We start from the raw sequence: 1,066 nt of genomic DNA, 5'->3' as shown, positions 1-1,066 counted from the left end.
TGAAGACAATAGCAACAGGAGCTTTTTGCTCTATATAGATGAAAGCGAGGAACAAGACCAACGCATTATGGGTTATCAGAGATTAGCTACTGCGGGTAAAGTAGATGAAGAAAAAGAACACCAAGCTAGAGAGCTTCTCCGCAATGTGCAGAGAGTTTTGAAGCCAATAAAAGTAATCAATCCATTTGCAGAATATTTAGAGTTACCACAATCAGTATTTAAACCAAGAAGAACTAATAGTCATTACCTACAATTTATCAATGCAATAACTTTCTATAAACAATACCAAAGAGAGAAACAATACAACAAAGAAACAGGAGAAGAATACATAGAAACTACCATCGAAGATATACAAGAAGCAAACGAACTCATTACTGAAGTACTCCTAAGAAAATCAGATACCATCACAGGAGCTTGCAGAAATTACTTAGAAGAATTAAAGAAATATCTAACAAAAGAAAATCAAACCACTTTTACAGCTATAGAAATCCGTAAACGATTAAAAGTAAAAAAGACTACACAATGGAGGTATCATAAACAATTACTAGAAAACTACTACATCAAAACAGTACAAATAAAAGGAGAAAAATTATACAGATACGAAGTAATAAACCCTAATGAATACAAAGAGTTAGAAGAAGCAATAAGCAAGTCGTTACAAGAATGTATTACTAAAATAAACTGTTCCACTGTTCCAAATCGTTCCACTAGTAAAACGGAACGGTTAACCAAAACAAAAGCAACAAATTAACTTACTGTTCCATAAAATCCCCAAAAAGGTCAACCGAGGTAGATAAAATAAATAGTTCATACTATGAAAAAATTAAAGCTACATAACAAGCATTACAAAACACTCTTACAATCCTTTACCGAGTGGTTAGACATTTTAGGCTATGCTCAAGGTACAGTGTATTTAGTCCCTATAAAGGTGCAAGAGTTCTTTTACTGGTTAGAGTCCCAAGGGCATCCACACATTAGTAACGTTACTCCCACTTTAGTAAGTAACTATTATGAATATTTAAAACAACGTTCCAACCAATACAAAGGAGGTGCTTTAAGTAATACG

At 33.2% G+C, this 1,066-nt stretch carries 1 protein-coding gene and 1 pseudogene; both read left to right on the top strand.

What is annotated here, in order from left to right:
- Positions 1 to 751 (top strand): annotated as a pseudogene (locus LCI24_RS16900) (hypothetical protein); the annotation flags it as partial.
- A 63-nt stretch (positions 752 to 814) separates the two neighbouring features.
- The coding region (locus LCI24_RS16895; protein WP_274641426.1) for a hypothetical protein at positions 815 to 1,066 on the top strand (252 nt) is incomplete at its 3' end.

This window comes from Tenacibaculum larymnensis (genome assembly GCF_028829235.1).
GTDB classification, from domain to species: domain Bacteria; phylum Bacteroidota; class Bacteroidia; order Flavobacteriales; family Flavobacteriaceae; genus Polaribacter; species Polaribacter larymnensis.
The sequence above is the reverse complement of the archived record's forward strand: the minus strand, read 5'-3'. Positions and strand labels throughout refer to the sequence as shown.